Origin of the sequence: Pseudoalteromonas sp. APC 3250 (genome assembly GCF_030407915.1) — a bacterium.
Taxonomy (GTDB): domain Bacteria; phylum Pseudomonadota; class Gammaproteobacteria; order Enterobacterales; family Alteromonadaceae; genus Pseudoalteromonas; species Pseudoalteromonas tetraodonis.
The window spans coordinates 55,628-80,371 of sequence record NZ_JASDCM010000006.1; the positions used below are offsets into that span (position 1 = coordinate 55,628).

Annotated in this window: 23 protein-coding genes; 11 read left to right on the forward strand and 12 right to left on the reverse strand. The window is 41.3% G+C overall.

The annotated features are described in order from the left end of the window. Nucleotides 1–139 precede the first annotated feature (139 nt). The 4 genes from frr to rpsB all read right to left on the reverse strand — a co-directional run bounded on the left by frr (nucleotide 140) and on the right by rpsB (nucleotide 3,304). The gene (frr, locus tag QL986_RS08225; protein ID WP_008467521.1) at nucleotides 140–697 is read right to left on the reverse strand and encodes a ribosome recycling factor; all 558 of its coding nucleotides are present in this window, start codon (nucleotides 695–697) and stop codon (nucleotides 140–142) included. Nucleotides 698–711: 14 nt separating this feature from the next. Further along, nucleotides 712–1,461, reverse strand: a complete 750-nt coding sequence (gene pyrH / locus QL986_RS08230) for a UMP kinase (protein WP_290191453.1) — start codon at nucleotides 1,459–1,461, stop codon at nucleotides 712–714. A 158-nt stretch (nucleotides 1,462–1,619) separates the two neighbouring features. Further along, a complete protein-coding gene (gene tsf / locus QL986_RS08235) occupies nucleotides 1,620–2,471 on the reverse strand; it encodes a translation elongation factor Ts (RefSeq protein WP_013465429.1) in 852 nt (283 codons plus the stop codon). A gap of 104 nt (nucleotides 2,472–2,575) precedes the next feature. Beyond that, entirely contained in the window at nucleotides 2,576–3,304 is a 729-nt protein-coding gene (gene rpsB, locus QL986_RS08240) for a 30S ribosomal protein S2 (RefSeq protein WP_013465430.1), read from the reverse strand. Nucleotides 3,305–3,576: 272 nt separating this feature from the next. On the opposite strand from rpsB, the gene map reads away from it, so the two are divergent. From map to QL986_RS08265, 5 genes are all read left to right on the forward strand, one after another. Next, complete coding sequence (gene map, locus QL986_RS08245) at nucleotides 3,577–4,362, forward strand: type I methionyl aminopeptidase (protein WP_008467527.1); 786 nt, start codon at nucleotides 3,577–3,579, stop codon at nucleotides 4,360–4,362. A gap of 167 nt (nucleotides 4,363–4,529) precedes the next feature. Continuing rightward, nucleotides 4,530–7,148: a [protein-PII] uridylyltransferase gene (glnD, locus tag QL986_RS08250; protein ID WP_013465431.1), complete on the forward strand. Its 2,619-nt coding sequence runs from the start codon at nucleotides 4,530–4,532 to the stop codon at nucleotides 7,146–7,148. A gap of 9 nt (nucleotides 7,149–7,157) precedes the next feature. After that, nucleotides 7,158–7,985: a 2,3,4,5-tetrahydropyridine-2,6-dicarboxylate N-succinyltransferase gene (dapD, locus tag QL986_RS08255; RefSeq protein WP_013465432.1), complete on the forward strand. Its 828-nt coding sequence runs from the start codon at nucleotides 7,158–7,160 to the stop codon at nucleotides 7,983–7,985. 236 nt (nucleotides 7,986–8,221) lie between these two features. Beyond that, nucleotides 8,222–9,238: a tetratricopeptide repeat protein gene (locus QL986_RS08260; protein ID WP_016899279.1), complete on the forward strand. Its 1,017-nt coding sequence runs from the start codon at nucleotides 8,222–8,224 to the stop codon at nucleotides 9,236–9,238. Nucleotides 9,239–9,468: 230 nt separating this feature from the next. After that, a complete protein-coding gene (locus QL986_RS08265; protein ID WP_013465434.1) occupies nucleotides 9,469–11,499 on the forward strand; it encodes a BCCT family transporter in 2,031 nt (676 codons plus the stop codon). Between the two features lie 81 nt (nucleotides 11,500–11,580). Here the strand turns inward: QL986_RS08265 and QL986_RS08270 are convergent, their stop codons facing one another. The 8 genes from QL986_RS08270 to pspA form a co-directional block, all read right to left on the reverse strand. After that, the gene (locus QL986_RS08270; protein ID WP_013465435.1) at nucleotides 11,581–11,925 is read right to left on the reverse strand and encodes a 4a-hydroxytetrahydrobiopterin dehydratase; all 345 of its coding nucleotides are present in this window, start codon (nucleotides 11,923–11,925) and stop codon (nucleotides 11,581–11,583) included. A 38-nt stretch (nucleotides 11,926–11,963) separates the two neighbouring features. After that, nucleotides 11,964–12,761, reverse strand: coding sequence for a phenylalanine 4-monooxygenase (phhA, locus tag QL986_RS08275; RefSeq protein WP_013465436.1), 798 nt, complete (start codon nucleotides 12,759–12,761; stop codon nucleotides 11,964–11,966). Between the two features lie 238 nt (nucleotides 12,762–12,999). Beyond that, a complete protein-coding gene (gene megL / locus QL986_RS08280) occupies nucleotides 13,000–14,181 on the reverse strand; it encodes a methionine gamma-lyase (RefSeq protein ID WP_290191454.1) in 1,182 nt (393 codons plus the stop codon). A 135-nt stretch (nucleotides 14,182–14,316) separates the two neighbouring features. Then, nucleotides 14,317–15,345 carry a TIGR01620 family protein gene (locus QL986_RS08285; protein ID WP_028834044.1) on the reverse strand — a complete coding sequence of 343 codons (1,029 nt, stop codon included), beginning with the start codon at nucleotides 15,343–15,345 and terminating at the stop codon, nucleotides 14,317–14,319. Then, nucleotides 15,342–16,760, reverse strand: a complete 1,419-nt coding sequence (locus tag QL986_RS08290) for a YcjX family protein (RefSeq protein ID WP_290191455.1) — start codon at nucleotides 16,758–16,760, stop codon at nucleotides 15,342–15,344. Before QL986_RS08290 ends, QL986_RS08285 begins: the two co-directional genes overlap by 4 nt. A gap of 63 nt (nucleotides 16,761–16,823) precedes the next feature. Continuing rightward, entirely contained in the window at nucleotides 16,824–17,222 is a 399-nt protein-coding gene (gene pspC, locus QL986_RS08295; protein WP_013465440.1) for an envelope stress response membrane protein PspC, read from the reverse strand. After that, nucleotides 17,219–17,452, reverse strand: a complete 234-nt coding sequence (gene pspB, locus QL986_RS08300; RefSeq protein WP_008111014.1) for an envelope stress response membrane protein PspB — start codon at nucleotides 17,450–17,452, stop codon at nucleotides 17,219–17,221. The genes pspC and pspB overlap by 4 nt, the downstream gene beginning before the upstream one ends. A 66-nt stretch (nucleotides 17,453–17,518) precedes the next feature. Next, entirely contained in the window at nucleotides 17,519–18,178 is a 660-nt protein-coding gene (gene pspA, locus QL986_RS08305) for a phage shock protein PspA (RefSeq protein ID WP_016899278.1), read from the reverse strand. A 186-nt stretch (nucleotides 18,179–18,364) separates the two neighbouring features. On the opposite strand from pspA, the gene pspF reads away from it, so the two are divergent. From pspF to QL986_RS08335, 6 genes are read left to right on the forward strand one after another with little or no spacing between them, the layout of a single operon-like run. Next, nucleotides 18,365–19,426: a phage shock protein operon transcriptional activator gene (gene pspF / locus QL986_RS08310; RefSeq protein ID WP_013465442.1), complete on the forward strand. Its 1,062-nt coding sequence runs from the start codon at nucleotides 18,365–18,367 to the stop codon at nucleotides 19,424–19,426. Nucleotides 19,427–19,440: 14 nt separating this feature from the next. Then, nucleotides 19,441–21,048, forward strand: coding sequence for an ABC transporter substrate-binding protein (locus tag QL986_RS08315; RefSeq protein ID WP_013465443.1), 1,608 nt, complete (start codon nucleotides 19,441–19,443; stop codon nucleotides 21,046–21,048). Further along, the gene (locus QL986_RS08320; RefSeq protein ID WP_008111022.1) at nucleotides 21,048–22,082 is read left to right on the forward strand and encodes an ABC transporter permease subunit; all 1,035 of its coding nucleotides are present in this window, start codon (nucleotides 21,048–21,050) and stop codon (nucleotides 22,080–22,082) included. The genes QL986_RS08315 and QL986_RS08320 overlap by 1 nt, the downstream gene beginning before the upstream one ends. After that, the gene (locus QL986_RS08325; protein WP_013465445.1) at nucleotides 22,069–22,962 is read left to right on the forward strand and encodes an ABC transporter permease subunit; all 894 of its coding nucleotides are present in this window, start codon (nucleotides 22,069–22,071) and stop codon (nucleotides 22,960–22,962) included. The genes QL986_RS08320 and QL986_RS08325 overlap by 14 nt, the downstream gene beginning before the upstream one ends. Further along, a complete protein-coding gene (locus tag QL986_RS08330; RefSeq protein WP_008111028.1) occupies nucleotides 22,963–23,955 on the forward strand; it encodes an oligopeptide/dipeptide ABC transporter ATP-binding protein in 993 nt (330 codons plus the stop codon). It begins immediately after the preceding gene. Continuing rightward, nucleotides 23,955–24,716, forward strand: a complete 762-nt coding sequence (locus tag QL986_RS08335; protein ID WP_290191456.1) for an ATP-binding cassette domain-containing protein — start codon at nucleotides 23,955–23,957, stop codon at nucleotides 24,714–24,716. Before QL986_RS08330 ends, QL986_RS08335 begins: the two co-directional genes overlap by 1 nt. Nucleotides 24,717–24,744: the final 28 nt, after the last annotated feature.

Genomic DNA, 24,744 nt, shown 5'->3' on the forward strand with positions numbered 1-24,744 from the left:
ACTGATAATCGAGCCAATAGCAAAGAGTAAACACAATCTGTTACCCTTTAAAATCACACAATTAAAGTTAAGTGCGAAGGCATATAAACAACGACTTAGTTACTTCAGTAAAGCTGTTAATCCGAGCCTAGATTAGCAATTAGATTTCCATCAACTCAGCTTCTTTCGCTGTTAGTTGCGTATCCATTTCTTTGATAAACTTATCAGTGATTTTTTGAATAGCATCTTCAGCTTGACGCGCTTCATCTTCAGAGATGTCTTTATCTTTTAATAAGTTTTTAATATCGCCATTTGCATCACGACGAATGTTACGAATAGCAACACGACCGCCTTCTACTTCACCACGTACGATTTTAATTAAATCTTTACGACGTTCTTCAGTCAATGGAGGAAGTGGTACACGGATCACTGTACCTGCAGACATTGGATTTAAACCAAGGTCAGATGCCATAATCGCTTTTTCAACAGCTTGCGCTAATGACTTATCAAATACACCAATAGCCAATGTACGTGAGTCTTCAATTGTTACATTTGCAACTTGGTTTAACGGTGTTGGTGCGCCGTAGTACGACACCATGATGCCGTCTAAAATTGCAGGATGAGCACGGCCAGTACGAATTTTAGATAATTGACTACCAAGTGCTGCTACACTTTTTTGCATGCGCGCTTGCGCATCTTTTTGAATATCGTTAATCACGGTTTAATCCTAATCTAGTTACTAACTTCATCTGAGGCTTGTGAAGAAATAAGGGTTCCTTCTTCTTCACCCATTATTACGCGTTTTAATGCGCCTGATTTATTCATATTAAATACGCTCAATGGCATAATATGGTCGCGAGCTAATGTAAATGCCGCTAAATCCATTACTTTTAGTTCTTTATCAATAATTTCATTGTAGCTTAAGTGACGGTAAAGTGTCGCATCTGGGTTTTTAACCGGATCATCGCTAAATACACCATCTACTTTGGTTGCTTTAATTACTGTGTCAGCTTCAATTTCAATGCCACGTAAACACGCTGCAGAGTCAGTTGTAAAGAACGGGTTACCCGTACCGGCTGCAAAAATAACAACACGACCTGTTTTTAATAAGCTAATGGCTTCTGCCCAGTTATACGCATCACATACGCCATTTAAAGGAATGGCTGACATTAAACGGCAATTTACAAATGCACGGTGCAACGCATCACGCATAGCAAGACCATTCATGACGGTTGCAAGCATACCCATGTGGTCGCCAACAACGCGGTTCATACCCGCTTCGGCTAGTGAGCCACCACGTAAAAAGTTACCGCCACCAATAACTAAACCCACTTCTACGTCGAGTTCTACGAGCTCTTTAATTTCTTGTGCCATACGATCTAAAACTTTAGGGTCGATGCCGAAGCCTTCGTCTCCCATTAAAGCTTCACCACTTAATTTGAGAAGAACACGTCTAAAAATAGGTTTGCGATTGATAGTCATAGTTTTGGGGCCAACTTTTATTGAATTATGGATAAAAAATAACCGCGCTTATGTTAAACATAAAAGCGCGGTTATTTTAAAGAATTTCTAAGCGTGACGCAAAAGCAAATAGTACTTTAATTGCATCTATTTTCCTTTGGCATCACAAATAGCTAATCTTACTTAGCTTTAGCAGCTGCAATTTGAGCAGCAACTTCAGCAGCAAAATCTTCTTCTTTCTTCTCGATACCTGCACCAACTTCCATACGTACAAAGCCAGTAACTGTTGCGTTTTTCTCTTTAAGAATTTCGCCAACAGACTTTTTAGGTTCCATGATGAAAGCTTGACCAGTAAGAGAAACCTCACCAGTAAATTTCTTCATACGACCAACAACCATCTTCTCAGCGATTTCAGCAGGCTTGCCTTCATTCATCGCGATGTCGATTTGTACTTGCTTTTCTTTTTCAACAACATCAGCAGGTACATCATCTGGCGTTAGGTAGTCTGGGTTTGAAGCAGCAACGTGCATTGCAACGTGCTTAAGTGTTTCTTCATCAGCAACACCTGCAACAACAACACCAATACGCTCGCCGTGACGGTACTCAACTAGTTGCTCACCAGTGATGTACTGAAGACGACGTACATTGATGTTTTCACCAATTTTAGTTACTAGCTCAACACGATCTTCTTCAAACTTAGCTTGTAAGTCTTCGATAGATGAAGTGTCAGCGATAGCAGCATCTGCAACTTTATTAGCAAATGCTAAGAAGCTTGCATCTTTAGCTACGAAGTCAGTTTGACAGTTAACTTCTACAAGTACTGCAACACCTGCGTTTTGCTTGATGATGATAGTACCTTCAGCAGCGATGTTACCTGCTTTTTTAGCAGCCTTTGCAGCACCGCTCTTACGCATGTTTTCAATCGCTAACTCGATGTCACCATCAGTCTCAGTTAACGCTTTTTTACAATCCATCATGCCAGCGCCAGTACGCTCGCGTAATTCTTTAACTAGGGCAGTAGTTACAGCCATTAGTAAATCCTCAAATCTGAAATCAGGTTTAGATAAGCGGGTTACCCGCTCCACAAGAATAGCAAGTCTTCACCTTTAAAAGATGAAGACTTGATGACAGCTAATTACTCAGCTTCTACGAAGTCATCTTTTTCAGCTTGAGCAACGATGTTACTCTCACGGCCTTCAGTGATCGCAGCTGCAACAGCACTAGTGTAAAGGTTGATTGCACGGATAGCATCATCGTTACCAGGTACGATGTAATCAACACCGTCTGGGTTAGAGTTAGTATCAACGATTGCAACAACTGGGATACCTAGGTTGTTAGCTTCACGGATAGCAATGTGCTCGTGGTCAGCATCGATTACAAAGATAGCGTCTGGAAGGCCACCCATGTTTTTAATACCACCAAGGCTTTTTTCAAGCTTGTCCATTTCACGAGTAAGCATTAACGCTTCTTTCTTAGTTAACTTCTCGAAAGTACCGTCTTGGCTTTGAGCTTCAAGGTCTTTAAGACGCTTGATTGATTGACGAACTGTTTTCCAGTTAGTCAACATGCCGCCTAACCAACGGTGGTTAACGAAGAATTGATCGCTTTGTAAAGCAGCTTCTTTTACTGCTTCGCTTGCTGCGCGCTTAGTACCAACGAAAAGAACTTTACCTTTGTTTGCAGCAGCACCAGATAAAAACTTAAGTGCAGTGTTGAACATTGGTACAGTTTGCTCAAGGTTGATGATATGTACACGGTTACGTGCGCCGAAGATGAAAGGTTTCATCTTAGGGTTCCAGTAACGTGCTTGGTGACCAAAGTGAACACCAGCTTGAAGCATATCGCGCATTGAAACGTTTGCCATTTTGTAAATCCTCTAAGTTGTTTAGGGTTAGGCCTCCACATATCCCATAGCACCAACACCGCAGTTAAATGAAACTGAAATGCACCCAAGTGTATGTGACGATACGTGTGTGTGTTAAAATAAAATTGTGTTTGCCTTAAATACAAAAAATCATTTAAGAATTTATTTGTAAAAAGACGGCGCGCTTTATACCATATTAAAATTAAATACTCAACGTCTCGTGCAAAAATTGTGCGACGATAATCATCTAAAAACGCAACTTTGGAGCCTCAATGAGCGCTGTGATTAAGACCCCTGAAGAAATCGAGAAAATGCGTGTAGCCGGCCGTTTGGCTGCTGATGTGCTAGAAATGATCGAACCACATGTGGTACCAGGTATCACCACCGATGAGCTAAATACAATTTGTCATGATTATATTGTTAATGTGCAAGATGCCGTTCCTGCTCCTCTTAATTATCATGGTTTTCCAAAATCAATTTGTACCTCGGTAAATCATGTAATTTGTCACGGAATTCCGAACGACAAAGCATTAAAAGACGGTGACAGTGTCAATATTGACATTACTGTTATTAAAGATGGTTACCATGGTGATACTTCAAAAATGTTCCATGTTGGCACACCTAACATTCAAGGCAAACGCCTTGCAGAAGTGACTCAAGAAAGCCTTTACCTTGCCATTAAAATGGTAAAACCGGGTGTTCGCCTTGGTGATATTGGTGCAGCTATTCAAAAATATGCAGAGAGCTTTAATTACTCTATCGTACGTGAATACTGCGGGCACGGTATTGGCAGTGAATTTCATGAAGAACCACAGGTAATGCATTACGGAAAACCAGGTACAGGCGAAACATTAAAAGCCGGTATGTGTTTAACAATCGAGCCCATGGTCAATGCAGGCAAACGCCAATGTAAATTACTAAAAGACGACTGGACTGTGGTAACAAAAGACCGTAGTTTATCAGCTCAGTGGGAACATACCTTACTGGTAACTGAAAATGGTGTTGAAATTTTAACACTACGATCAGATGATACTATCGATAGAATCATCGAGCACTAATAGTAGTGTGTGCTTAATCATAGTAATAACGGGCTTTAGCCTGCGTACAGATTAAGTGGTTTGCTGCAAAGGGAAATAACATGATTTATTCCCTTTGCAGCAAACACAGTATAAAAATAACTTAATCCAAGACTTATAATGCAGTCCATATATAGGAGCCAGCCTAAGTGGCATTACCTAACAAAGTAAAAAAGTTGCTCAATGATGCTCAGCAACTTAGCGAATACCGCGATTGCTCCGCCTATTTTTATAAATGGTTGCATAATGAATTCTCAAAACAACCTGTTGGTAATCTAATAAACGCCCGTGCAGAATTTATAGACCGGTTACTGATTAAACTCTTTCATGTTTTCGATTTAGCCCACGAGCCCGATCTCGCTTTAATTGCTGTAGGAGGTTATGGTCGCGGTGAACTTCATCCCTACTCCGACATTGACTTTTTACTGCTTGTTACCCAGCAACCCAATGACGATATTTGCGAAAAAATTGGCCAGTTTGTCACTATGCTGTGGGATCTTAATTTAGAAATAGGTCACAGTGTACGTACCATTGAACAAGCCATAGAGCAAAAACGTGAAGATGTTACCTTTGCCACCAGCCTACTAGAAAGCCGATTAATTTTCGGCAACCATATTGAATTCGAAAAGCTCAAAAGTCACCTCATCGAAAGGCCTGTATGGGGCTCTGGAGAGTTCTTTGTTGCAAAAGTACAAGAGCAAAATTTACGCCACAAAAAATGTCATGGTACGGCTTATAATCTAGAGCCTAATATAAAAGAAAATCCAGGCGGGCTGCGCGATTTACAAACCATTATTTGGGTTGCTAAAAAACACTTTAGAGCCGAAACCCTGCAAGAGCTGATAAATCACGGCTACCTAACTCACGAAGAATACCAAGAACTGTTAGAGTGCCTTGAAAATTTATGGAATATTCGCTTTGCTTTGCATTTAGCCGCAGGTCGCTCAGAAAACCGCTTATTATTCGATCACCAACCGCAAGCGGCTGAAATTTTGGGTTTTGGTAGTGATGGTAAAGCCTCTGTTGAGCGCATGATGAAACGCTTGTTCAGAATAATGAGCCGGGTGCGTGAACTTAATCAAATGCTACTTTCGTACTTTGAGCAAAGTATTTCACCAGACAGCAGCCAAGCCACTGTTGAAGAACTTGATCGTAATTTTGAACGCGTGGGCCATCAAATTCGGGTAAAAAGCCCGTCAGTATTTTTTAGGCGTGACCAACTTTTTGTATTATTTGAGCACATTGCTGATCACCAAGAAATTACCCATATATACCCAAGCACTATTCGAACTATCCGCCAAGTACGTCGTCGCTTATTAGGTGACTTACAAGATTATGCCGCGTGCCGCGAAGCTTTTTTACGTATTATAAAGCACCCTAACGGCATGGGCCGTGCATTTACGCTAATGCATAAGCACGGCATGATTGCCGCTTACCTTCCGCAGTGGCGCAATATTTTTGGCCAAATGCAGTTTGATTTGTTTCATGCCTATACCGTAGATGAACATACCCATAAATTAATTAATAATATTTACCAATACTTCGATAAAACCAGCATTAGTGACTTTCCAATTTGCAGTGAAATAGTTACGCGCATGGATAAACCCGAATTACTGTATTTGGCTGGTATTTTTCATGATATTGCTAAGGGGCGTGGTGGCGATCACTCAGAGCTGGGCGCGGTTGATGCCATAGCGTTTTCAAAGCTGCATGGTTTTGCCTCTTCAGATGGTAAACTCATAGCGTGGTTGGTAAGCAACCACTTACTTATGTCGGTAACTGCGCAACGTAAAGATATTAACGACCCCGATGTAATAAAAGATTTTGCATCGCGAGTAAAAACCGAACGCCAACTCGATTACCTCTATTGTTTAACCGTGGCTGATATTCGAGCCACCAATGACAACCTATGGAATGACTGGAAAAACACGCTGCTGCGCGAGCTTTATTTGCACACACAGCGCGCCTTGCGCCTTGGGCTTGAAAACCCAATGGATCAACGCGACCAAATTCGTGATAAAAAGCACCAAGCTAAGCAACGCCTGCTTAATTTGCATTATCACGAGGAGCAAATTGACTTAATTTGGAGCCGTTTTAAAGCAAATTACTTTACCGCTTTTAGTGAGCAACAAATTTCTTGGCATACTGAGCACTTACTCAAGTGCACTGATTTAAGCCAGCCCAGTGTTATCGTTTCTAATAAAGCGATGCATGGCGGTACCCAAGTGTTTGCTTATAGCCCCTATTCAGGTGCCCTTTTTGCTCGACTGGTAAGTGTTATTGGCTCTAAAAAAGCGCAAATTCAGCACGCCCAAGTACTGACCACCAAAGATGGCTACGTACTGTTCAACTTTGTTATTTTAGAAGTTAACGGCGATCCGATTGCCAGTAGCCGCGCACAATCGATTAAACGCGGATTAGAGCAAGCGCTTCATGATCCACGTAAAAAAATACGCTTTAAAAAGAGCCGATCACAGCGTTTTAAAGACTTTAATATTAAACCTAAAATTGTACTGCGCCCGCACCCTCGTAAGGATCGTAGCTTAATAGAAATTCAAGCGGTTGATATACCTGGACTATTAACTAAAATAGCCGAGGTTTTTCAAGCTTACTTACTCCACATACATGCCGCACGTATTACCACGGTAGGCGAACGTGCAGAAGATTTCTTTGTGGTATCAAATAACGAATATCAAGCGCTGACTGATGAAGAGCAAGCAAAAATTCATCAGGCATTACGTAAAAAACTCAACGCCGAAATTGAATAAGAGGACACTATGTCAGATTTAAAAACCATGATTGAAAATGCGTGGGATAACCGCGACAGCATTAGCCCTGCTACAGTATCAAGCGATGTTAAACAAGCGATTATAGATGCGCTTGAGCTATTAGATAGCGGCGCTGCTCGCGTTGCAGAGAAAATTTCAGGCGAATGGGTTGTTCACCAGTGGCTTAAAAAAGCAGTACTACTTTCATTTAGAATTCGTGAAAATCAGCCAATGAACGACGGCGTAAACCAATTTTACGACAAAGTACCGCTTAAATTTAGCGACTACACGCCGGAGCAATTTCAGCAAGGCGGCATGCGTGTCGTGCCCAACGCCGTTGCTCGTAAAGGCAGCTTTGTAGGTAAAAATGTCGTATTAATGCCATCGTACGTAAACATAGGTGCATTTGTTGACGATGGCACCATGGTTGATACATGGGCGACAGTGGGCTCATGTGCTCAAATTGGCAAGAACGTACACTTATCTGGCGGCGTAGGCATAGGCGGCGTTTTAGAGCCGTTACAAGCGAATCCTACCATCATTGAAGACAACTGTTTTATTGGCGCACGTTCAGAAATTGTTGAAGGCGTAATTGTTGAAGAAGGCGCCGTTATTTCAATGGGTGTTTACATTAGCCAAAGTACCCGTATTTACGACCGTGAAACCGGTGAAATTCACTATGGCCGCGTACCTGCCGGCGCTGTTGTGGTTCCAGGTGCACTGCCTTCAAAAGATGGCAGCCATAGCTTGTATGCGGCTATTATTGTGAAAAAAGTAGATAAACAAACTCGCGAAAAAGTGGGCATTAATGCCCTACTGCGCTCGATTGATGAGTAATACGGTGCTTGGATTGAGTGAAACGAAACCCAACGATACTTTTAAAGTTAAGTACTTTAGCTAAACTTTAATTGAATCTTTAAAAGCCTTAAATCCTTCTGGGTTTAAGGCTTTTTTGTTTTTTAGCTATAGCAGATAGCCACATCGTTGAGTATGCTCATCGCAATTGCGTTGCTTTGTTAGATGCCTACAACTATAGTGAATTAACGCATAGTTCGATTGTCGAGGTTAAGTTGTTGCGGCTTTTTGTAATAAGTTGGTTGATATTATTATGTTCAAAACACGTCTTTGCTAATGACTTCAATACCTTTGAAAAAAAATTAGACGAAGCCGAAGATTATCTTACTGTTAATCCAGCTCAATCTATTACTATTTTAGAAAACCTCACAGGGTTACAACTCATGCCGCCAGAATTATTTATCCGCTGGCACCTTATCTATGCCCGTACAGCAGTACCTACAAGTCACTATGACGAGCTTTATACATCGATTGACGCAATATTTCAGCATCATCAAACTGATTATTTCAAACAAAAACTGACCACCATTATGAGTGCCTTGGGAATATGGCTTCGCCATGCAGAATATTTAGACGATGCCCAGTACTCATTTAAATGTGCTTACAAATATGCGCAAAACGATCGTCAACGCTTAACACTCACCAACAGTATGGCATTGGTTGCTCGCTCGCAAGATGACTTTGCAAAAGCGCGTGCTTTATACCTCGACAGTCATAAGATCACCACACAATTACAGCTTCCCAATGTAACCGCACTGATAGAAAGTAACTTAGGTTATTTAGCCCTGGATGAGGGCAATGTACCCGAAGCTGAGCGCTATTTTAGAAGTGCATTAAGAAATAACCAAAACATTGATAAACGCGCGGGGCAAATCTCAACCGGGCTTAATTTATTAATGGTTTTTTTGATTCAAGAGCAGCAAATTAATTTTGAGCGACTCTATAGCCCAACGGCCACATTAACCCATGCCTTTCCCAATGAAGCGAAACAAGCATTACTTTTTTGGCTTGAAATAGGCTACAAAAATTTGACCGGTGGTTTTATAAGCCAAAAAGACAAACAACAGTTACAAACAGCGTATGAGCAATTAGAAAGCGATAAAATGAAACAACTGGTCGCGCGCTATTTAGCCAACAAACTAGATGTAGCTGTAGCCTTACCCGCTCCTATTGTCGCTAAGGACTTTACCAGCCCTTGGTTTGAGCTGGTAAAGCAATGTGATTGGAAACGCTAAGGCTCGAATTAGTCCTTAGTCTATATAAGGCTATACCCCTCTAAAATAAATACTTTAATACTCTCGCATCAACTTTCTCTTACTTTCTTTTTTAAAACCAAGCTGCTGTATATATTAACTTTAATTTAAAAAAGTGACATTTTTAAGCTGCAAAATTAGCCAACCCTAGTGAATTTATAATAAGGTAGTCAGGCATACTTGAAAGTTAGCAATTAATATTAAGGATTAATATGACAAAAACTGCTTTACGCTCAACCATTTTGCTACCTGTATTTTTGCCCGCAGTATTTATTATTCTACTTTTGGTGATTGGTACAAGTAGTAACCCTGAACTCGCTGGTCAGGCATTTAGTGTTGCCCTTGCGTGGATTACTGAAACCTTTGGCTGGTTTTATATGTTGTCTGTCGCTATTTTCTTGGTATTTATTGTCTCGGTCGCGGCTTCTAGTTGGGGGAATATAAAATTAGGCCCTGATCATGCAGAGCCACAATACAGCTTTGGTGAATGGTTTGCCATGCTCTTTTCTGCCGGTTATGGCGTGGCACTGCTTTATTTTGGTGTTGCTGAACCTGTGCTGCATTACGCATCCCCGCCATCGGGGGCGGCTGAAACCGTTGATGCCGCCAAGCAGGCAATGCAAATTGCCTTTTTCCATTGGGGATTTCATATTTGGGCTATCTATGGAATTGTTGGTTTAGTGCTTGCTTATTTTGCATTTCGCCATGGCTTACCACTGTCTATTCGCTCTGCCTTGTATCCACTTATTGGAGATAAAATTTATGGCCCAATCGGCCATACTGTGGATGTATTTGCCATATTAGGTACTTTATTTGGTATTGCCACTACACTAGGGCTTTCGGTTACACAAATAAATGCTGGCCTACATTACTTATGGCCAAACATCCCTATTAATACCACAGTGCAAATTACCGCGATTGCCGTTATTACTGCCGCAGCTACGCTCTCAGTAGTGGCCGGGATGGATAAAGGGGTTAAGCGATTATCAATTATAAACATGGCATTGGCCATCTCATTAATGGCCTTTGTCTTTTTTATCGGCCCGACTATCCATATTCTAGAATCATTTTTACAAAATACCGGCAGTTACCTAAGCGGCATTGTTGAACGTACCTTTAATTTACAGGCATACAGCCGCAGTGATTGGATTGGTAACTGGACCTTATTTATATTTGGCTGGACGATTGCGTGGGCACCGTTTGTGGGTATGTTCATCGCAAAAATTAGCCGCGGAAGAACCATCCGACAATTTGTTGTTGGGGTAATGTTAGTTCCCACTATTTTTACCTTTTTATGGTTTTCAGTCTTTGGTGATACCGCACTTAACTTAATTATGAATGAGGGATTTGATACCCTTATTGGCGATGTACAAGCAAATCATGCCGTCGCATTATTTCAATTATTTGAAGTGTTACCACTGTCATTTTTCATTTCACTGCTCACTGTCATTTTGATCATAACTTTTTTTGTTACATCATCTGATTCAGGCTCTTTAGTCATTGATTCACTCGCCTCTGGAGGAAGCATTAATACTCCAGCTTGGCAACGCGTGTTTTGGGCGGTACTTGAAGGTGCTGTGGCGGCTGTTTTATTAGTGGCAGGCGGACTAAGTGCGCTGCAAACCATGACCATAGCCAGTGCCTTACCCTTTGCTATTATTATGCTAATTGCCACGGCGGGGCTTTGGCGAGCTCTAAAAATTGAAGGCCATCGAGACACTAGCTTGCAAGCACATACTCTTAATAGCCGCAACATTAACTTGTCTCACTGGAAACGCCGTTTAGCGGCTATGGTCAATTACCCTAATAAAGAAAAAGTACATACTTTTATTGGTAGCGTGGTAGTTGAGGCAATGAAAGCCGTACAAGCAGAATTGAAATCTAGACAATGGCATGCAGTGGTGGAATTTGATACTGATTTAGGTCGCGCTCATTTAACGGTACTGCGCCATGAACATGTGGATTTTGTTTATGATATTCGCCTTACCGAGCATCCTATGCCAAGCTTTGCTTACTCAGAGCTAAAACCTGATAACAACGATGCTGAAAAGTATTATAAGGCCGACGTGTTTTTACGTCGTGGTGGTCTGTCATACGATGTTTATGGCTACACTGAAGATGATATTGTGAAAGATATTCTTGATCAGTTTGAGAACTACTTACACTTTCTAGGTAATAGCCCAGGCGAACTTCCTTGGGATATGGCCGAACATGATGACATGTTAAATACCGATAAAGCTTAACGGATACAGCCAGTATTGGTAAAACGGTAATTAAAAATAAAAAAGGCACTGTAAAGTGCCTTTTTATTTACTCAAATATAATTACAGCGCGTTAAATACATCGTCTGTTTTAGCAGCACAAATAAAATCGTTTTTATGCAAACCTTTAATTGAATGGCTCCACCAAGTAACAGTTACTTTACCCCATTCGGTTAATAGACCAGGGTGATGGCCTTCGTCTTCAGCCATATCGCCAACTTTATTAGTAAATGCAATGGCCTGCTTAAAGTTTTTAAACTTATAAACGCGCTCTAATTGCATAATACCGTCGCGTACTTCCGGCACCCAATCAGGGATTTTTTTAATTAATTCAGCCAATTCTGCATCTGATACTTTTGGAGCATCTGCATGACAGGCTTCACATTTTTGTTCACTTAATGAAGACATTTTAAATCCTTAATTCTAGTGTTACTTTTATTAAAAAACTAACTAGCTAATTTTTCTTTTGGGGGAAATTTCGGCTCGTGTAAACCAAGCGCCTTAGCTTGCTCAACTAAAGTCATTATATCCATTTGCGATATTTCAAACAGATCATGAATCGAATTAATGGTGTAGTACAGCGGCTGCATAATATCAATACGGTATGGCGTGCGCAGCACATCTAGCACATTCATTGGATTAATTTCTGGTGTATCAGAGTACACGTATTGGGTTTCTCCTGGGCTTGATAAAATACCGCCCCCGTATATACGCAATCCTTTTTCAGTTTGCATCAAACCAAATTCGACCGTAAACCAATACATGCGCGCTAAATAAACGCGGTCTTTTTTCTCTGCCGCGTAACCTAGTTGCCCGTACTTATGCGTAAATTCAGCAAAGTCAGGATTTGTTAGCATGGCACAGTGGCCGAATATTTCATGAAAAATATCGGGCTCTTGTAAATAATCAAATTCTTCACGGCTACGAATAAACGTAGCAACAGGAAACTGCTTGTTGGCCAGTAGTCTAAAAAACTCATCAAAGTCGATAAGTGCAGGTACAGGTGCTACTTGCCAACCTGTTGTTGCCAATAGCACTTCGTTTAGCTCACTTAGCTGTGGAATACGATCATGCGGTAGATTAATTTTTTTTAACCCTTCCATGTACTCGTCACAGGCTTTGCCTTCAATGCACGCAAGTTGGCGTGCTACAAGCTCAGACCAAATTTTATTTTCTTCATCGCTCCAATGTATAACGCCATTTTCATCTGGTGTTTTAGAGGTGTAATTACTTGCTTTAGCCATAAATACCTTCTTTGGGTTTAAACCCTAAATCGGTGTCAAAATAATAGCCAGGTGCTCGGCTATTCGATGTAGACATACTATGCAAAAGTGAACAAAAGTTTAATAGCTTGACTCAGATCAATACTTTCGCATATTGCACAGATCGTAAAATTATAATTACACCAGAGCAAAGATAAAAACACACCCCACATTTAACAGCACTTACAGATCGAAATCACTGTAAACAATAAATTACACGTTACGATATTTTAGTAAATGCTTGGTTGAGATCGTTAATAATATCATTAACATCTTCAAGCCCAACAGATAAGCGAATTAAACCATCACTAATTCCGGCTGCTAATCTTTCTTCGGGTGTGTAAGGCGAATGGGTCATCGATGCAGGGTGTTGAATAAGTGTTTCGGCATCGCCTAAGCTAACCGCTAAAGTACATAGCTTCATGCTATCAATAAACTGCTCACCGTCGGTTAAACTCCCTTTAATTTCAAAAGCAATAACACCGCCAGCAGCTTTCATTTGCTTACCAATAAACCGATGACCTGGGTGCGACTTCAGTCCAGGATAGTACACTTTACTCACTTGAGGGTGAGCCTCTAAATATTCAGCAATCGTTTGCGCACTCTGGCAATGACGCTCTACCCGTATAGCTAATGTTTTTAAACCTCGGTTAATTAACCATGCATCGTGTGGGCTAATCGTCGCGCCTATATCTTTTAACACCGTCATTTTAATATGTGTAATGTGCTCAAGGGATCCACACACAATACCTGCGACTACATCGCCGTGACCATTTAAATACTTGGTAGCACTGTGCATAATAATATCGATGCCGTATTGTTTAGGTGACTGTAGCAGCGGCGTTAAAAAGGTATTGTCGACCACACTTATTAAATTATGCCGTTTTGCTACATCACCAATAAGTGCTAAATCAATAACGGCCATCGTTGGGTTTATCGGTGTCTCTGCAAATATCATTTTTGAGTTTGGCTTTATTGCAGCACGTAACTCATCTTCATTGGTCATATCCACAAAGGTAACTTCAATGCCCCAACGCGGCAACATATGCGCAAAAAAAGCAAAGGTGCAGCCATAAAGCGCACTTGATGCAACTAAGTGATCGCCTTGTGATAAAAAGCTCAGTACCGAAGCCGATACCGCTCCCATACCTGTAGCCGTTGCCGCTGCAGCCTCACAGCCCTCTAATTGCGCCACTTTTTGTTCAAGTTCAGTGGTGGTAGGGTTACCCAAACGCGTATAAATATAACCTGGCTCATCGCCAGCAAACCGTGCAGAACCCTGCGCAGCATTTTCAAAATGAAATGTCGATGTTTGGTATAATGGCGAGGTTAATGCGCCATGGGGATCATTGGCTTTTTGTGGGCCATGAATACATTGGGTGTGTGGATGATGCTTGCTCATTGTGTGCTCTCGTTTTTATTATGTGTGTCAATTACATAAATAAAACGCACCGCACTTTAAATCGCAAGCATGCCGGATGCTCAGATGGCTATTTGTGCAAACTTTACTCAAAAAGCTGTACACAAATATTGCCAACTATTTACTCTCCGCTCTCTTAGTGCGACTCATAATTTTACTCGCAATCCCTTGAACAGTGCCTTTTAACAAGCTGCGTTTATTTTCAAGACGCGGTAAGGGTCGGCTTAATTCCATGGCTTTATAGCCTATACGTGCTGTAAATATACCCGCACTGACGCCTTGCGCGGCTCGCCCTGAAAGTTTGCCTAATAGCTCAGCACTGAGTGCCGTGGCAGCTAAATCAGATACAAGCTCTGCACTGCCTACAAACATGACTTGTTTTAACAGCATTCGATAGAGTTTAATGCGACTGGCGTAACCAAAACCAATGCCATAAATTTTACCTATTTGTTCAATTAATTTTGTACCGCGCCATAACACCGCCATCATATCCACCAGCGCAAGAGGGCTTAATGCGACTAATAAGGCTGACTCTGTTGCAAAGCGGTTTATAAGCTTTTTAGCTTGTGTGTCTTGCGTTACCAGTAGGCTATTAGCGTAAAGTGTCATTATTTCTTTATCACTATGGTGCGTAGCAACTTGGTTTTTAAAGTTTTCAAAATTGTCTAACTGCTGGTGCTTGTTCAATTTTTCAAGCCAAGGGAGTGCACCACCCACTTGCTCACTGTTTAATAACCTATCGGCTTCATGGCGATGCAGCTGATTACGCTTTAAACTGCGCAACATCCGATACTCTCGCCATAACAATCTTGTTATTAATAACACACCGCTTACCACAGCGGTTAAATAAACACTGCCCAAAATAAGCGATTGCTGATAAGCAAGCACAATAGAAAACCCAAACTCTAGCAGTACTAAAATAATAAAGCTGAGCGCAAACAAGCCTTTGAGCGTTTGCCATTTTGACTTTTTATACACCGGCTCTAAATCAACTTCAGGCTCAAGCGCATCATCCTCAAGCTCAGAGATGTAATCACTTTGTCCGTGTTCAATAATTTTAGCGGGTGTTAACGCAGGCTCGTTTTGCTCAATATTTTGTGCATTAATACGACGCCCTGCTTGAAACTGTTGCGTTGACTCACTCATGTTAATTTGTCTCCTAGCAGGTACTGCATCACATGATCTAATCGAATATGTTTAAGTTGTTTGTCGGGGCTTGGCATCGGCGAAAATGACAAAAATTCAAACCCTTGCGCTGGCCACTCACTTTTATTAAGCATTCGACTTGGCGGCTCTGGTGGTAAATAAGTCAGCCACTCATGCTCATTTAAAGGTTTACCGTAAACGCAATCAAGAGTTTGACCTTTATCAACCACTTGGCGAGGTTGGGTTGCGGTAATTGATGACATAGCCATAGTTTCAATTTGTACACCATCAAACTTTAAATGATTACTTTGCTCTTTGACCAGCGAGTCTAGTAACAAGGCTAACGCTTTATGATGCTTAGCACTGATGTGATCTGACTTATTAGCAGCAAACAATATTTTATCAATATTCGGTTTGAATAAACGTTTAAAAAAGCCAGACTCCCCATAACTAAAATGTGCCAACAATTGATTAATAACACGGCTTTGCTCATGCAACGTTTCATGGCCTTCATTTAATGCACTGAGTACATCAACCAACACAATTTGGCGGTCAAAATGACGAAAATGCTCATTATAAAATGGCTTAACGACTTCTTTCACGTAAGCATTAAAACGTTTAATTAAATGCGCTAAATTAGAACCCGCCACCACATCGTCTTTCATTTTTTCAGGATTAATTGGAAAAAATAACAATAACGGCGCACCTTGCAAGTCGCCTGGCATTAACATTCGCCCGGGTTGTAACATCGCAAGTTTGGTGTCTTTTTTTAGCCCTACTAGCATGCGTTGATAAAGTTGTGCAATGTTAGCAAGCTCACTTTCATCCACAGGCGCATGTAAATCAAGTTGCTCTACGGCGTGTAAAAAATCGCCTGAGGTAGCGCTGCGAGGAGACTGATTTAATAATGGGTATTGCTGTTCACACCACGCAGTATAGCTTTTTTCAAGCATAGGTAAATCGAGCAGCCATTCGCCTGGATAGTCAATAATATCAAGGTATAACGTTGATTGCGGTGAAAAATGACCTCGCAGACCCGCATTACTTTGGTATTTAATCGCCAAGCGTAGGGTATTTATTCGCTCAGTAGACGCCGGCCAAGCAGGGTCACCTTCCATTGGCAGTAAGGCACTCATTGCACGGTTATAATCAAAAGTGGGCACGTTTAATGCCTCTTGCGGCACAATTTTAGTGGCAATATGACGATGCTCGCGCATCACATCAAAAAAAGGTAAGTTGTTGTCATTCGCCTGAGAGGTTAAGTGCTTAACTAACGCACTTATAAACGCGGTTTTACCACTGCCGCTCAACCCAGTTACAGCAAGCTTAACATGTTGGTCTAAACTACGGTGCAGGGCTTTTTGTGCTTTGCCTTTAAAGGTTTTAAAGGTCTTTTTTGCAAATGATTGGCTCATAAAGTGTTTTGCACCCTATCTGCCGTAATTGTTCACGTTACAAACAAGGTGCTTATCAATCCTTTAAAGTTTATTAATTTCACGACTGACCGTAAATTCGCTTGAGGTAACGTAACGTTCCATCTCTTGTAAGCGAACATCAACACGTGTTAAACGCTCTTTTAAGTCTTGTAATGCACGACGAGGTGGCTCGCCCTTTTGCCATACTTTAAACTTAACTTCCAGTGGGTCATCACTATAAGTTGAATGCGTTTTATGTGTTGCAGCAGGCTTTTTATCTAAAATAAACCATGCTGCAATGTACGCTACCACAAATAATGGGCCACCGGTTAGTAGTACCGCACTAACAAATATAATGCGAACTAACCATAACTCCATATTAAAGTAGTCACTTAAACCGGCACATACGCCAGCTATTTTGCCGCGTTGTGGGTCTCTGAATAATTCGCGTTTAGTGTTCATACTTTTTGTCTCCACTGAGGTGACTCTTGATCAAGCAACGCTTCTAATGTTTCTACTCTATCAGCCATTTTCTCAGCTTTTTGTGCAAGCTCCAATAATTGGCGATGCTCATGCTCACTCAACCCTTGGCTTACTTGCTTTTTGCTACGGTAGTGTAAAATTAACCACAGTGGCGCAACAAAAATCATAAACAAGATAAAGGGGGCAACTAGTATCTCTGGATCAAACATAATCCTCTCCTGACAATCCGTATTCTATGTTGATGTCAGGGGCACGTGGCCCCTGATATTATCGTTTTATTTATTTGCGAGTTTCTTTTTAAGTTCAGCTAACTCGTCATCAATCTTTTCATTCTTTTGTAAGTCTGCAATTTCATCAGCTAACGTTTGTTTACCTAAATCATAAGACTCTATTTGAGATTCTAGCCCATCAATTTTGGTTTCGTAACGTTCAAAGCGATTAAGTGCATCCTCTACTTTAGAACTATCAAGCGCTTTTTTAACTTCAAGGCGCGACTCAGCCGAGCGTTGACGTAAAATAATCGCTTTTTGACGTGCCTTAGCATCTGCTAGCTTTTCTTGTAGCGTAGTTACCTCTTGTTGTAGCTTCTCAATATGAGACTCTACATGGTCAAGTTCACTTTCTACCGCAGCAACTGCGTCGGCTGATTTTTGCTTTTCAAGTAATGCTGAGCGTGCTAGATCGTCACGATCTTTGCTCAGTGCCAATTCGGCTTTGTCTTGCCAATCGTTTACTTGGGCTTTTAGTGTGTCTACGCGACGTACTAATTCTTTTTTCTCAGCGAGTGTTTTTGCTGATGTAGAGCGTACCTCTACCAGTGTATCTTCCATCTCTTGGATAATAAGACGAACCATTTTTTCAGGGTCTTCTGCTTTATCTAAAATGGCATTGATATTAGAATTAACAATGTCTGCAAAACGTGAAAAAATTCCCATAACATATACCTCTATTATTTAATCTAAATGTGTCTGCTTTTATTAGTATCAATATGCTTGCCAACTTTTTTAATTTTAAAATAGCAATAAATTTCAAATAGTTAAATCCAAATTACAAATTGCTTTTGTTATCAATCATAATGAAATACACTAACTGTTAGTAAAAATGACTAAGAGTTAGGAAATATGAGTCAATATCGCCAACAGGATAATTTGCTCGGCCAATCAGACAGCTTTTTATCGGTTCTTGATCAGGTATCGCAGCTAGCAAACCTAGATAAACCCGTACTTATTATTGGTGAACGCGGTACCGGTAAAGAGCTTATTGCAGCACGTTTACACTTTTTATCCAAGCGCTGGGATCAAAGTTACGTCAAACTCAACTGTGCGGCATTAAACGAAAATCTACTCGAAAGTGAATTATTTGGCCATGAAAGTGGTGCATTTACCGGCGCAAGTAAACGCCATGAAGGCCGATTTGAGCGGGCTAATAGCGGCACCTTATTTTTAGATGAGTTGGCAAATACTTCTGCCCTAGTGCAAGAAAAGCTATTAAGGGTAATAGAGTATGGTGAGTTTGAGCGTGTTGGCGGCAAACAAACGGTTAAAGTAGATACGCGCTTAGTCTGTGCGACCAATGAAGACTTACCCCATTTAGCGCAGCAAGGTGAGTTTAGAAGCGATTTACTCGATAGGCTCGCGTTTGATGTAATCACTCTACCGCCACTGCGCGAACGCCAAGACGATATTATGTTACTGGCTGAGCAATTTGCAATGAATATGGCACGCGACTTAGAGTGGGAGTTATTTAGTGGCTTTACTCGCAATGCACAAGAAAGTTTACTCAGTTATGAGTGGCCGGGTAATGTCCGTGAGCTTAAAAATGTGGTGGAGCGAAGTCTGTATCGCCACGGCAATGAACATATCCCTGTGCATAAAATTATTTTAGACCCATTCGAAAGCCGCTTTAGACCTAAAGCACGTATTAAACATACACAAGCCCCTGTTGCTGTGCAAAATGAAGTTGTTAATACCCAGCCCATAGAAGCGCCTGTAACACCGAGTTTGAGTAACGCAGAACCTGAGTTTCCTTGTGACTTAAAAACACTCTCTAATGAATTTGAGATCACATTAATAAAAAAAGCATTAGAACATAGCCAATTTAATCAAAAGAAGACTGCAGAAGTACTTGGTTTAACGTATCATCAATTACGTGGTTATTTGAAAAAATACAATTTGCTGGAATAGTAGAGGTTGTGCGGGTGCATAAATTATTACTTGCTTTATTATCATTGAGTTTAGTAGGTTGCATTGATAGTAAAGAAGAAATCTTAGAAGAAAAAAACCAAGGCCTCGTTTATTGCGCTGAGGCAAATCCTGTGTCGTTCAATCCACAAGTCACAACCACAGGATCAACCATCGATATTATTGCTAACCAGTTGTACGACCGGTTAATTAGTATTGACCCTGTGACTGCTGAATTTAAAAGCGAACTAGCCACCGACTGGAAAATTAGCAAAGACGGTAAGTCTGTCACTTTTACTCTGCGTAAAGGTGTTAAATTTCATACCACCGCGTATTTTACCCCAACACGCGAATTTAACGCTGATGATGTCATTTTCACTTTCAGTCGTTTATTTGATGTATACAACCCCTATCACTTTGTCGGTGATGCGAATTACCCCTACTTTCAAAGTGTGGGTATTGACCAACTTATTCGTAAAATTGTCAGGGTGTCTGATCACCAAGTTCGGTTTGAATTATTTAACGCAGAAAGCAGTTTTTTAGCGAATATGGCGACCGATTTCGCAGTGGTGCTCTCTAAAGAATATGCCATGGCGCTCAAAGCCAACAACCAAGAAAACCTATTTGATCAATATCCAGTTGGCACCGGTCCTTATATTTACAAAGAATACCGACGAGACCATTTAGTACGCTTTTATAAAAACGCTGACTATTGGAAACACGAGGTGGCACTTGAGCAGTTGGTGTACGACATTACCCCTAATGGCACCACGCGTATTGCTAAAATTCTTACCAAAGAGTGTGACGTAACTGCGCATCCTAGCAGTGCACAGTTAAGTATTTTAGCTCAGCGAGATGATATTAACGTTGAAAGGGAAACCAACTTAAACATAGGTTATTGGGCATTTAATACCGAACGCCCTCCGTTTGATAACTTAAAAGTACGCCAAGCCTTAGTGCATGCCATTGATATAGAAAAAATAATGCAGGCAGTTTACTACGGTAATGGACTTCGTGCGCGGTCAATACTGCCACCCACGTCGTGGGCGTTTGAACCACAAAAGAACATGCCAATTTTCGACCCACAACTGGCAAAAAAACTATTAACTGAAGCGGGTTATGAAAAAGGGTTTGATATGAGCATTTGGGCTATGCCTGTCAGCCGTATTTATAACCCCAATGCACGAAAAATGGCAGAGCTGATGCAAAGCGATTTACGCAAAATTGGCGTTAACGTTAATATTGTCGAGTATGAGTGGAACACCTTTATTCAACGCATAGGCGAGCACCGTCACGACAGTGTATTATTAGGTTGGGCAGCAGATACGCCTGACCCTGATAACTTTTTTAGCCCGTTACTTAGCTGCACCGCGACCTTCAGTGGCAAAAACCCAGCGAACTGGTGTAATCCTGAATTTGATTTACTGTTAACTAAAGCTCTCGATACGACCGATTTAAATTTACGTAAACAATATTACGACGCTGCACAAAGTATGATCATCGAACAATTACCCTTATACCCAATAGCCCACGGCATGCGTTTTCAGGCAAGTAGTGCTGATGTTGAGGGGATCACACTCGGGCCATTTGGCGCTATTTCATTGGCTAACGCGAGGAAGAAGTAATGTTATTCGATTATATTTTACGCCGCCTCGGATTGTTATTTTTCATGGTGTTATTACTGAGTATTTTTACTTTTTCGCTGAGCTACTTATTCCCTGGCGATCCACTGAGTAACTTAAGCGGCATACCAGACACTAACTTTACTCAAAATGCACAGCTAGAAGAAAAGTACCTGTTTAACAGTAACTACTTTATGCAGTACATTGCCTTTGTTGGGCGAATAGTACAAGGCGATTGGGGCGTGTCGTTTGCCTCAGGAGATAGTGTTTTTGCTCACGTGGTTGATTTAATTCCAGCGACCTTAGAGCTGAGTATTTATGCGTTAGTCATCTCGGTTGTAGTAGGCGTGCCTGTCGGGATTTTAGCATCGGCTTATCATAAACAATGGCCTGATAAATTAATTAGCTCAACAGCTATGGTTGGTTATTCTATGCCTATTTTTTGGCTCGCGTTATTACTAATTATGGTTTTTTCGCTCAAACTTGGTTGGTTTCCTATGTCGGGGCGAGTGAGCTTATTGTATGAAATACCTGCCAGTACGGGGTTTATCTTACTGGATATTTTACTTGCTGATTTTCCCTACAATGGCATGGCAATGCTTGATGCACTGCATCACCTAACGTTACCTACCATTGTACTGGCTATGTATCCGACCACTGTATTGGTGCGCTTTACTCGCGAGTCAATGTTAAAAGTAATGGATCAAAACTTTATCAAAACAGCTCGCGCCAAAGGCCTCAACCGTGGACAGCTTATTATTCATCACGCCCTGAGAAATGCATTACTGCCAGTCATAAAGCAAATTGGTTTGCAATTTAGCACCTTAATCACCCTTGCTATGATCACCGAGGTTATTTTTTCATGGCCGGGGATTGGCCGTTGGTTAATAGACAGTATTTATCAACGTGACTACCCTGCCATACAAGGGGGGTTAATGGCCGTTTCTTTTTTCATTATTATTGCCACAATTATAGCCGAACTAACATACACCCTACTCGATCCTCTGTCTCGGAACCAAGCGCATGGCAAAGTTTAATTTATTTTCAGAAGATTCAAATAAATCGCCATTAGCGAGACTATGGCGAAAATTTAAAAATAACCATCCTGCTTTGGTGGGTTTATGGGTGTTTATTGCCTTTAGTATATTAGCTGCAACAGCGCCGTTTCTTGCGCCCTATGGAGTAAACCAACAGCACAGTAATGCACTACTGCTGCCACCTTCATGGAATGAAATGGGCGATGTACGGTTTATTTTAGGCACCGATGACTTAGGCCGAGATGTGCTTTCACGCTTGATGAATGGTGCGACTTATACTTTTGGTTTGTCGGTCGTGGCTGCCCTAATTACCACCATAATTGGCGTGTTAGTCGGGACATTTGCTGGTATTAGCAAAGGCATACGCTCTAGCTTTTTGAACCATTTACTTGATGTAACCTTGTCTATCCCCTCATTATTATTGGCCATTATTATTATTGCCATACTCGGCCCAGGGTTAATGAATACCGTTTGGGCAATTATTTTAGCGCTGTTACCACAGTTTATTCATTCCATTAGAAACCTGATCGTTGATGAGCTAGGTAAAGATTATGTCACAGCGTACCGGCTCGATGGGGCCTCTAAGTGGCATATTTTATCGCGCGGTATTTTTCCTAATGTGTATGAATATATTGTGGTTATTTTTACTATGGCCCTCTCTACTGCTATTTTAGATATTGCTGCGCTAGGGTTTTTAAAACTTGGCGCACAGCCGCCGACCACTGAATGGGGTGCTATTTTGGCCGAAAACTTAGGGCTTATTTATTTAGCGCCATGGACGGTGGCTCTTCCGGGTGTACTGCTATTTTTAGCCGTTCTTTCAACAAACTTGGTGGGCGATGGACTTCGCAAAGTTTTACAAGCGCGTAAGGCCGATTAAATGCATTTACTAGATATTCGAAACTTAACCATAGAGCTGCAAACGTCTGAAACCGCTATTCGCGCTGTTGACCGGGTAAGTTTTAGTTTAAAAGAAGGTGAAGTACACGCCTTAGTGGGAGAGTCAGGCTCAGGAAAAAGCTTAATTGCAAAAGCCATTGTAGGCGTACTTAACGAACGCTGGGTTATAACCGCCGATAGAATGCATTGGCGCGGTGTTGATTTAATGCGCCTCACACCAGAGCAGCGCCGTAAAACCGTCAGCCAAGACATTGCAATGATTTATCAAGATCCAAGTCGCTGCCTTGACCCTACTGCAAAAATATTTAACCAAATCGCTGAAACACTGCCTGAAGTAGCCGCCAAAGGGTTTTTCTTAAAACGCAACCGAGAACGTAAAGATCGTGTAAAAGCACTGATACACAAAGTGGGCATTAAAAATCATGAAGCCGTGCTTGATAGCTACCCTCATGAACTCTCTGAAGGTGTGTGTCAAAAAGTCATGATAGCCATGGCCATTGCGCGTACACCTAAATTGCTCATTGCTGATGAGCCAACAACCGCACTAGAAAGTACCACTCGTGCGCAGGTATTTCGATTATTAAAAAGTTTGAATCAGCTAAAGAATATGTCTATTTTGATGATTTCCCATGAGCTAGAAGAAATAGTAAATTGGTCACATGGTATTCATGTTTTGTATTGCGGACAAATGGTTGAAGCGGGTCCAACGCACCGTATTTTTAGCCAACCGCGTCATCCCTATACGCAGGCTTTATTAAAAAGCTTACCTGATTATGAGCACGGCTTAGCCCATAAAGAACCTTTTTATGCATTAAAAGGCACCATACCTACACTACAACATTTACCGATTGGTTGTCGTTTAGGACCGCGTTGCCCGCAAGCACAAAAAGAGTGTGTGGTTGCCCCTAAACTCTCTAAACACCACGGCCATAGTTACGCGTGTCACTTTCCATTGATCAAGGAAGTAAAATAATGCAACCCTTGTTAAAAGTTCAAGCCTTGTCAAAAACCTTTAACATGCGTGCAGGTTTATTTAGCCGTAAAAAATTTGATGTACTAAAAAACATCTCATTTAGTATTGGTAAAGGTGAAACGATTGCCATTATTGGTGAAACCGGCTCAGGAAAAAGCACCCTCGCTAAATTGTTAGTTGGCGCATACAGTGCAGACAGCGGACAAATATTATTAGAAAATAACACCATTGAAAACAACGGCCAGCGCGATGCTCAGTGCCGTTATATCCGAATGATTTTTCAAGATTCGGCCACCTCATTAAACCCGGCATTAACCATTGCAGAAATGCTCGACGATTGCCTAAAATTTAATACCGATTTTGATAAAGATCAGCGCAGTGAAAAAATTGGCAGTACTTTACTTAAGGTCGGTTTGCTGGTTGATCATCAACAATACTATCCGCATATGTTTAGTATTGGGCAATTACAGCGTATAGCGCTCGCTCGCGCACTTATTTTAGATCCCAAGGTCGTTGTACTCGATGAGGCACTTTCGTCGCTTGACCCCTCTGTGAGGGCGCAAATAGTTAACTTATTACTTAAATTACAGCTCGAAACCGGTTTAACCTATATTTTGATCACCCATCACTTAAGTTTAGTGCGTCATATTAGCGACCAATTAGTCGTTCTCAATAAAGGTGAAATTGTTGAATACGGTCCCACTGAAGCTATTTTTCAAAGCCCACAGTCAAAGGTTACTCAACGCTTATTAAGCTGTTAATACAAAAACAAAAAAGGCGCCAATTGGC

Bases quoted from the DNA above. Each gene is read 5' to 3' on its own strand.
- QL986_RS08290 (WP_290191455.1), bottom strand. From the start codon at position 16,760: ATGAGCCAATCATTTGCAAAAAAGACCTTTAAAACCTTTAAAGGCAAA.
- QL986_RS08270 (WP_013465435.1), bottom strand. From the start codon at position 11,925: ATGTCTTCATTAAGTGAACAAAAATGTGAAGCCTGTCATGCAGATGCT.
- pspA (WP_016899278.1), bottom strand. From the start codon at position 18,178: ATGGGAATTTTTTCACGTTTTGCAGACATTGTTAATTCTAATATCAAT.
- pspB (WP_008111014.1), bottom strand. From the start codon at position 17,452: ATGTTTGATCCAGAGATACTAGTTGCCCCCTTTATCTTGTTTATGATT.
- rpsB (WP_013465430.1), bottom strand. From the start codon at position 3,304: ATGGCAAACGTTTCAATGCGCGATATGCTTCAAGCTGGTGTTCACTTT.
- phhA (WP_013465436.1), bottom strand. From the start codon at position 12,761: ATGGCTAAAGCAAGTAATTACACCTCTAAAACACCAGATGAAAATGGC.
- map (WP_008467527.1), top strand. From the start codon at position 3,577: ATGAGCGCTGTGATTAAGACCCCTGAAGAAATCGAGAAAATGCGTGTA.
- pspF (WP_013465442.1), top strand. From the start codon at position 18,365: ATGAGTCAATATCGCCAACAGGATAATTTGCTCGGCCAATCAGACAGC.
- tsf (WP_013465429.1), bottom strand. From the start codon at position 2,471: ATGGCTGTAACTACTGCCCTAGTTAAAGAATTACGCGAGCGTACTGGC.
- pyrH (WP_290191453.1), bottom strand. From the start codon at position 1,461: ATGACTATCAATCGCAAACCTATTTTTAGACGTGTTCTTCTCAAATTA.
- dapD (WP_013465432.1), top strand. From the start codon at position 7,158: ATGTCAGATTTAAAAACCATGATTGAAAATGCGTGGGATAACCGCGAC.
- megL (WP_290191454.1), bottom strand. From the start codon at position 14,181: ATGAGCAAGCATCATCCACACACCCAATGTATTCATGGCCCACAAAAA.
- QL986_RS08265 (WP_013465434.1), top strand. From the start codon at position 9,469: ATGACAAAAACTGCTTTACGCTCAACCATTTTGCTACCTGTATTTTTG.
- QL986_RS08325 (WP_013465445.1), top strand. From the start codon at position 22,069: ATGGCAAAGTTTAATTTATTTTCAGAAGATTCAAATAAATCGCCATTA.
- pspC (WP_013465440.1), bottom strand. From the start codon at position 17,222: ATGAACACTAAACGCGAATTATTCAGAGACCCACAACGCGGCAAAATA.
- QL986_RS08335 (WP_290191456.1), top strand. From the start codon at position 23,955: ATGCAACCCTTGTTAAAAGTTCAAGCCTTGTCAAAAACCTTTAACATG.
- QL986_RS08320 (WP_008111022.1), top strand. From the start codon at position 21,048: ATGTTATTCGATTATATTTTACGCCGCCTCGGATTGTTATTTTTCATG.
- QL986_RS08330 (WP_008111028.1), top strand. From the start codon at position 22,963: ATGCATTTACTAGATATTCGAAACTTAACCATAGAGCTGCAAACGTCT.
- QL986_RS08285 (WP_028834044.1), bottom strand. From the start codon at position 15,345: ATGAGTGAGTCAACGCAACAGTTTCAAGCAGGGCGTCGTATTAATGCA.